Below are 6765 nucleotides of genomic sequence, written 5' to 3'. Positions count from 1 at the left end.
ATTCCGAACAGAGAAGTTAAGCCCGATTGCGCAGATGGTACTGCATAACTGTGGGAGAGTATGTCGCCGCCTTCTTTTTGAAAACCCTATCCATATCGGATAGGGTTTTTTGTTTTATATCATTTTAGAAAAATTGAGTAAAAACTATCTGAACAGAAATATCAGTACTTAAGTTTACTATTTATTGCGTAAATACTAGTACACTAAAATAAGGAATTGATTTAATCTTTTCGAAAACCCATCCCAAATGGACAGTTTAGAAGTTTATTTATTGAAAATGATGTTTTTTTTACGAGGTTGCGTGAGTGATAGTAGCGGCATCCTTTTCTTTTTTTCTTAAAAAAGAAAAGATAGAGCGGATAGCACGACCCTTGGGGCACGCCATAAATATTATACTAAGTATTGGTTTCTAGGTCTTTAATGTATTCTTCGTATTCGAAAAAGAAAGTTTCAAATTGAGTCATAGTTTCACTAAAAAAATCGAATATTTCGTTCCAAGTGTTCTTGTTATTTAGACTGACATTTAGTTTTTCAATCCATATTCTACTTATAATTTTGCCATTTTCTAAGTAATGGTTTCGTTCAAGAATTGAATTTGGTAAATATTCTTCTAGCAAAATAGTCTTAAGAGACTCAATTTTTTCAAAATATATTTTTCTTTTATCTTCTTCTTTTGGTTCTATGTCTAATAAAACTTGTGCTTTTTTGTTATCTACATAGAATTTGAAAGTAACATCTTTTATCTTTGTATCGTATAAAAGCCATTTTCTGGGATATGTTTCTGCAAATTGTACCCAAAATTCTTTTTTAATCTTTAAACTTTCTTCTTTACTATACATATAGAATTTTATTTTTTGGGTTTGTTCTATTTTTTTGGTAAATTTATAAATAATTAGAACTATTAACTATGAATTTTGACTTGTTTTTTAATGCTATCACAAATGTTTTGAATGTAGAATTACCTTCTATTTCTTCACATATTAAAATGGCGCCTTTGGAAAGGGTTAAAATGATGGAGGAAAATAGTTATGATCCTAGCTCGGTAAGAAAAGCTGCTGTAATGATGTTGTTTTATCCTAAAAATGAGGTTACGCATTTAGTATTAATTGTAAGAAATTCATATCCTGGAGTTCATTCTTCTCAGATTGCATTTCCAGGTGGTAAGGTTGAAGAGTTTGATTTTGACTTAAAACAAACTGCTTTGCGAGAAACTTATGAGGAAATAGGTATTCATCCAAATGATATTAATGTAATTAGAGATTTCTCCTCAATTTATATTCCTCCCAGTAATTTTTTGGTGTATCCTTTTTTGGGTGTCTCTCAAGCAGAATTAACGTTTACTCCTCAAGAAGAGGAAGTTGCAGGAATTATAGAGTTACCGTTAGCAACTCTTTTAGACGATTCTATTATTAGTAATAAAAATTTAGAGACTTCTTACTCTAAATTCATTGAAGTTCCTGTTTTTCAAATTGAAGAGTATAGCGTTTGGGGTGCTACTGCTATGATGTTAAGTGAGTTAAAAGATGTATTGAAAATGGTACTATAAAGTTTAATTTTTGTAAGTTTGTATTTCAATTTTCTACTGAATTTTATGGGATTATTTAAACGAAATCCTTTTGGACATATACTTTTTATCAAGAAATGGCTTATCCGAATTTTTGGCGTGATAACTCATAGACGTTATCGTGGATTTAATGAATTGCAAATTGATGGTTCTGAAATTATTAGAAGTTTACCAGATAAAAACGTGCTTTTTATATCCAATCACCAAACCTATTTTGCCGATGTGGTAGCAATGTTTCACGTGTTTAACGCAAGCCTTTCTGGTAGAGAAGATAACATCAAAAATGTTGGTTATCTGTGGCAACCAAAAATGAATGTTTATTACGTTGCTGCTAGCGAAACTATGAAAGCAGGTTTACTTCCAAGGATTATGGCATACGTAGGAGCAATTACTGTTGAAAGAACTTGGAGAGCAGGAGGAAAAGATGTTACTGAAAAAAGAGAAGTAAATCCAAACGACACCGAAAACATCAAAATCGCTTTGGCAGACGGTTGGGTAATTACCTTTCCGCAAGGAACTACAAAGTCTTTTAAACCCGTAAGAAAAGGAACCGCTCACATCATCAAGCAACACAAACCAATTGTCGTTCCAATAGTTATCGACGGTTTTCGACGTTCTTTTGATAAGAAAGGATTACGTCTTAAAAAGAAAAATATACTTCAATCATTCACTATAAAAGAGCCACTCGAAATTGACTACGAAAATGAAACTATCGAGCAAATTGTTGAAAAAGTAGAGTATGCAATCGAACAACATCCATCGTATCTTAAAGTAATTCCTATAGAAGAAATTGAAGAACAAGAAAAACTAAATCGCCTACGTCAGTGGGAATATTAATAAAAAAGTCTCGTTATTAACGAGACTTTTCTTTTATAAATCAATTTTCTTTAATTCGTTGTAATTTCTAAATAACTTACGAAGTAAAATTCCATAAATCAATCGGTAGAATAACCAAAATAAACCAACAAATACAACAATACAAACGGTACAAAACGCAATCATAAAGATCATAGCATTTCCTTTTGAAGTTAGTTCGTGTAATTTGGGATCAACGTTAAAAACTAAAACAAAACCAATAATCATACTTACCACTATCATTCCTAGATTATACCAAACATAATATTGAACTATTTTTCGTGTTTTTAAAATATCCTTCATCAATTGTTTAGTAGAAGTTATCGTAGAAATAGCTTTATAATTTTTGTAAAACAAATAGATAAATACTGCAATTACTGCATAATTAAAAAACGTTAAATATTTAAAATATTCAATTAAATACTCACTATGAGTTTTAATAAAATACTCATCTGAGTTATAAAGCAAACTAATTGCTGTCCAAAGCAATACCTCTAAAATGCTTATAATCAATATCCACTTCACAATTGAAGACGACTTCTTATGCAGCATTTTATAAATATCCACTTCCGATACCTGTTCAAAAGAATTTTCGTTCTTTTTCCAGTCTTTTTTTAATAAATCCAATTCTTCCATCATAATCTTACGGATTTAATATTTTTTTCAATTTCCCTTTAATTCTATTCATTTTAACTCTTGCGTTAACCTCACTAATACCCAGTGTTTCGGCAATTTCTGTATAATCTTTATCTTCCAGATACATAAAAACCAACGCCTTTTCAATATCATTCAACTGATGCACAGCTTGATACATCAACTTAATTTGGTCTTCTTCCTCGCTATTGTATTCGTCTTGACTAATAAAAAAACTATGCTTTTCATACTCCACTGTAGAAACACTTCGAGTACTCTTTCGATACAAAGTAATGGCAGTATTTAGAGCGACTCGATACGCCCAAGTCGAAAATTTGGCATCACCACGAAACTTCGGAAAAGCCTTCCATAATTGAATCGTAATCTCCTGAAACAAATCCTTATGCGCATCACCATCAGAAGTATACAACCTACAAATCTTGTGGATTATATTCTGATTTTCACGCAATTGCTGCACAAACGTTTGTTCCAAATTCTCGCTCATATATACGTTAGTAAACCTTTACTAGATTTTGTTACAAGATACAAAAAATATAATTCAACTTTGTCATCCTGAGCTTGTCGAAGGGTAAGGAGCGAATCGCTTGCGCATTTCTATAAACCCTATTCCTGCTTTCCATTCCAATCTTTAATTAATTGCCTTGGGTTTTAACCCAAGGCAATTAATTAAAGGATTTCCATTGCAATCAGGGCTAAACAGTAATTGTCTTACCTAAAATCAGATTTTCAAAACACTATTTTCAAAACATCAAAATTCGTGTAATTTCCTAACAAAAATAATTCGTGTAAATTCGTGAAATTCGTGTAAAAAGCACCAAATTTGTATATTAGAAAAATTCACTTTACAATGAACATTCCACAATCAGATAAAAAACGAGTAGTCATCATCGGTGGCGGATTTGCAGGTCTATCAATAGCTAAAAAGCTTAGAAACAAAAACCTACAAGTGGTTTTGCTCGACAAACATAATTACCACACCTTCCAACCACTTCTTTATCAAGTAGCAACCGGCGGATTAGAAGCAGGTTCCATTGCCTATCCAATTCGTAAAGTAATCCAAGAATATAAAGATTTCTATTTTCGATTAACATCCGTAAAAGAAATCGATACGCCAAACCAAAAGATAATTTCAGAAATTGGCGATTTGCATTATGATTACTTAGTTATTGCAACCGGCTCCAAAACCAATTATTTTGGCAACAAAGAAATCGAACGCAATTCAATGTCAATGAAAACCATTCCGCAATCACTGAATATTCGTAGTTTGATCCTAGAAAATTTTGAGCAAGCAGTTCTTACAACGAATGAAGCAGATAAAAATGCGCTAATAAATTTTGTTTTAGTAGGCGCAGGACCAACAGGAGTAGAGCTTGCAGGCGCACTTGCCGAAATGAAAAGAGCCATTCTACAAAAAGATTATCCCGATTTAGATATTTCTAAAATGGAAATCAACTTGATTCAAAGTGGCGACAGAGTTTTAAACACAATGTCCGAAAAATCATCTGCCGCAGCCGAAAAATTCTTGGTTGATTTAGGTGTAATTGTGCACAAAAATGTTCGAGTAACCAATTACGACGGAAGAACCATCATAACCAATTCCAATTTAACTTTTGAAACAGCAACAGTTATCTGGACAGCAGGCGTTCAAGGTGCAGCCATTCACGGATTGGATTCAAAATCTCTAGTAGAACGAGTAGAACGCATTCGAGTAAATCAATTCAATCAAGTAGTAGGTTACAATAATATTTTTGCCATTGGTGATATTGCCTCAATGGAAAGTGAGAACTATCCACAAGGTCATCCAATGATGGCACAACCAGCTTTACAACAAGGTGATTTATTAGGAGAAAATTTGGTGAAATTCATAGCTAACAAACCAATGAAACCTTTCGAATACAACGACAAAGGTTCAATGGCAACCATCGGAAGAAATCTGGCGGTTGTAGATTTACCAAAATACCATTTCAACGGACTTTTTGCTTGGTTTGTGTGGATGTTTGTACACTTATTTTCACTAATCGGATTCAAAAATAAAGCTGTAGTTTTCCTAAATTGGGTGTATAACTATGTTCGTTTTGACAGAGAAGGAAGACTAATCGTTAGACCTTTTAAAAAGAGAAGTTTTGTGACTTTCACGAGTGATGAAGTATAAGTATATATTATGAAAACTAGATTAGATATAATAATTAGCAACTTTGTAATTTTTCTTAGTCTTTTATTCGGAACAATATTTTTAGGTTTTTTTTCAAAATTAATTGAATATTTATCAGGATTAGAAAAAGAATTTTTAAGTGTAATTCAAATTGGAATATTAGGATCTATTTTTAGTTTTTTTACTTATGGAATTCTTGTTTGGCCAGTTTTAATGATTTTTAATATTATAATTGAATTCTTAGGATTAAGAAAAGAAGTTTCGATTTATGATTGTAAAAAGCTTTTTTTATATGAATCAATTATTATTGCATTATTTGCAATCCTATTATCTTTTAAATTTGATTATTACTATTGGTTATTTTTAATTCCTATAGTTTTAATTGGACAATTTTTAAGATTAAAGTATTTGAAAAAATAAATTACAATTCTTTTTTCGCATAATAATTAATCAGCAAATCCACATATTTACTATAACTTTCTAAACCGTCTTTTTGCTGATTCATTTTTAAAAATTGATTATAAAAAGCGTGAAAACCTTTATCAATTATAGTGTCATAACTTTTCCAAAAAACTTCACTTTCCTTGTAATTTTCTATAATTCCCGGATTGATTTTGTTTTTGAAGTACTCAAATTTAGATTCACTTTTTATGCCAATAATATTTAAGCAAGAACGCAAAGCATATTGATAAGCCGAATATTGAAAATACAAATCGTCGTTTTTAATACTTGCTAAAAATCCTATAAAATTACATTCACTTTCACTCGCAAAACCCATTTGATGTGCCATTTCGTGATTAATCGTCATCGGAAATCCAACCATCGGAATTCTATCATTCACTTGTGCTTCATTTGTAAACGGATTTAAATAACCACCAAATCCCATATAAGTCAAAGGCAAACTAAACAACGATTTTTTTTTACTCGGAGTTTCATATTTGAAAAAAGAATATTGATTTCCCAAATGATCATATCCATTTTGGCTCATATTAAAAATCGAATCTTGTGAATACGGAACACTAACTTTTAGGTTTTTATCCTTCGTAATTTTAAAATGAACTTCATTGGTTTTAGCAATTAACTTCTCTGTAAAACGATACAAATCATCATCAGAATATTCGCGTTGAATACTCATTTTTTCAAACAATGGAACTCTGTAATAATTAAAAGCCCATAAAAAATGAAACAGAAAATAAGCCACTGACAAAACATTAATAATTTTCAATAGATTATTTTTCCATTGCAATCGCCACGATTTTCTAGTTTTCCAAAGTTGAATCAGTAAATAAACAATCAATAGTCCATAAATTACATCTCCAACAGAAAAAGGAATTTTTCCTAAAAGCGATTGTGAAATTCTAGAAATATAAACATACAAACTATTACTATAAATACGTTCAACCGTTTCAGGAAAAAAAGCAATTATCTTCAGAAATAAAATCTGAAATAGAAGAAATATTGGGAGAATGTATTTGCGTTGCACATTATTAAATTTGGCATAAAAATACTTATAATTAAAGAACTCCTAATTCTTTTTTTG

8 protein-coding genes are annotated in these 6765 nt (G+C 30.9%); 4 read left to right on the top strand and 4 right to left on the bottom strand.

Translation table 11 applies throughout. From position 1 onward, the window contains the following. Positions 1-395: 395 nt before the first annotated feature. Positions 396-839, bottom strand: coding sequence for a DUF4268 domain-containing protein (locus tag Q0050_RS13665; RefSeq protein WP_298396958.1), 444 nt, complete (start codon positions 837-839; stop codon positions 396-398). Between the two features lie 68 nt (positions 840-907). Here Q0050_RS13665 and Q0050_RS13660 point away from each other — a divergent pair, with 68 nt between their 5' ends. Together Q0050_RS13660 and Q0050_RS13655 are read left to right on the top strand one after the other, a co-directional pair. Next, complete coding sequence (locus Q0050_RS13660; RefSeq protein ID WP_298396955.1) at positions 908-1546, top strand: CoA pyrophosphatase; 639 nt, start codon at positions 908-910, stop codon at positions 1544-1546. 45 nt (positions 1547-1591) lie between these two features. Next, positions 1592-2401, top strand: coding sequence for a 1-acyl-sn-glycerol-3-phosphate acyltransferase (locus Q0050_RS13655; protein ID WP_298396952.1), 810 nt, complete (start codon positions 1592-1594; stop codon positions 2399-2401). Between the two features lie 33 nt (positions 2402-2434). Here the strand turns inward: Q0050_RS13655 and Q0050_RS13650 are convergent, their stop codons facing one another. Both Q0050_RS13650 and Q0050_RS13645 read right to left on the bottom strand, forming a co-directional pair. Beyond that, positions 2435-3058, bottom strand: coding sequence for a hypothetical protein (locus tag Q0050_RS13650; protein WP_298396949.1), 624 nt, complete (start codon positions 3056-3058; stop codon positions 2435-2437). A gap of 4 nt (positions 3059-3062) precedes the next feature. Continuing rightward, positions 3063-3557, bottom strand: coding sequence for a sigma-70 family RNA polymerase sigma factor (locus tag Q0050_RS13645; RefSeq protein WP_290831486.1), 495 nt, complete (start codon positions 3555-3557; stop codon positions 3063-3065). Positions 3558-3920: 363 nt separating this feature from the next. On the opposite strand from Q0050_RS13645, the gene Q0050_RS13640 reads away from it, so the two are divergent. Together Q0050_RS13640 and Q0050_RS13635 are read left to right on the top strand one after the other, a co-directional pair. After that, positions 3921-5225 (top strand): NAD(P)/FAD-dependent oxidoreductase, encoded by a 1305-nt coding sequence (locus tag Q0050_RS13640; protein ID WP_298396941.1) that lies wholly within the window; start codon positions 3921-3923, stop codon positions 5223-5225. A gap of 9 nt (positions 5226-5234) precedes the next feature. Then, positions 5235-5645 carry a hypothetical protein gene (locus Q0050_RS13635; RefSeq protein ID WP_298396940.1) on the top strand — a complete coding sequence of 137 codons (411 nt, stop codon included), beginning with the start codon at positions 5235-5237 and terminating at the stop codon, positions 5643-5645. A 1-nt stretch (position 5646) separates the two neighbouring features. Here the strand turns inward: Q0050_RS13635 and Q0050_RS13630 are convergent, their stop codons facing one another. Beyond that, entirely contained in the window at positions 5647-6708 is a 1062-nt protein-coding gene (locus Q0050_RS13630; RefSeq protein WP_298396938.1) for a DUF3810 domain-containing protein, read from the bottom strand. Positions 6709-6765: the final 57 nt, after the last annotated feature.

The organism is Flavobacterium sp. (assembly GCF_027483985.1).
GTDB lineage: Bacteria > Bacteroidota > Bacteroidia > Flavobacteriales > Flavobacteriaceae > Flavobacterium.
Note: the sequence above shows the minus strand (reverse complement) of the source record. Positions and strands in the feature narration are given on the sequence as shown.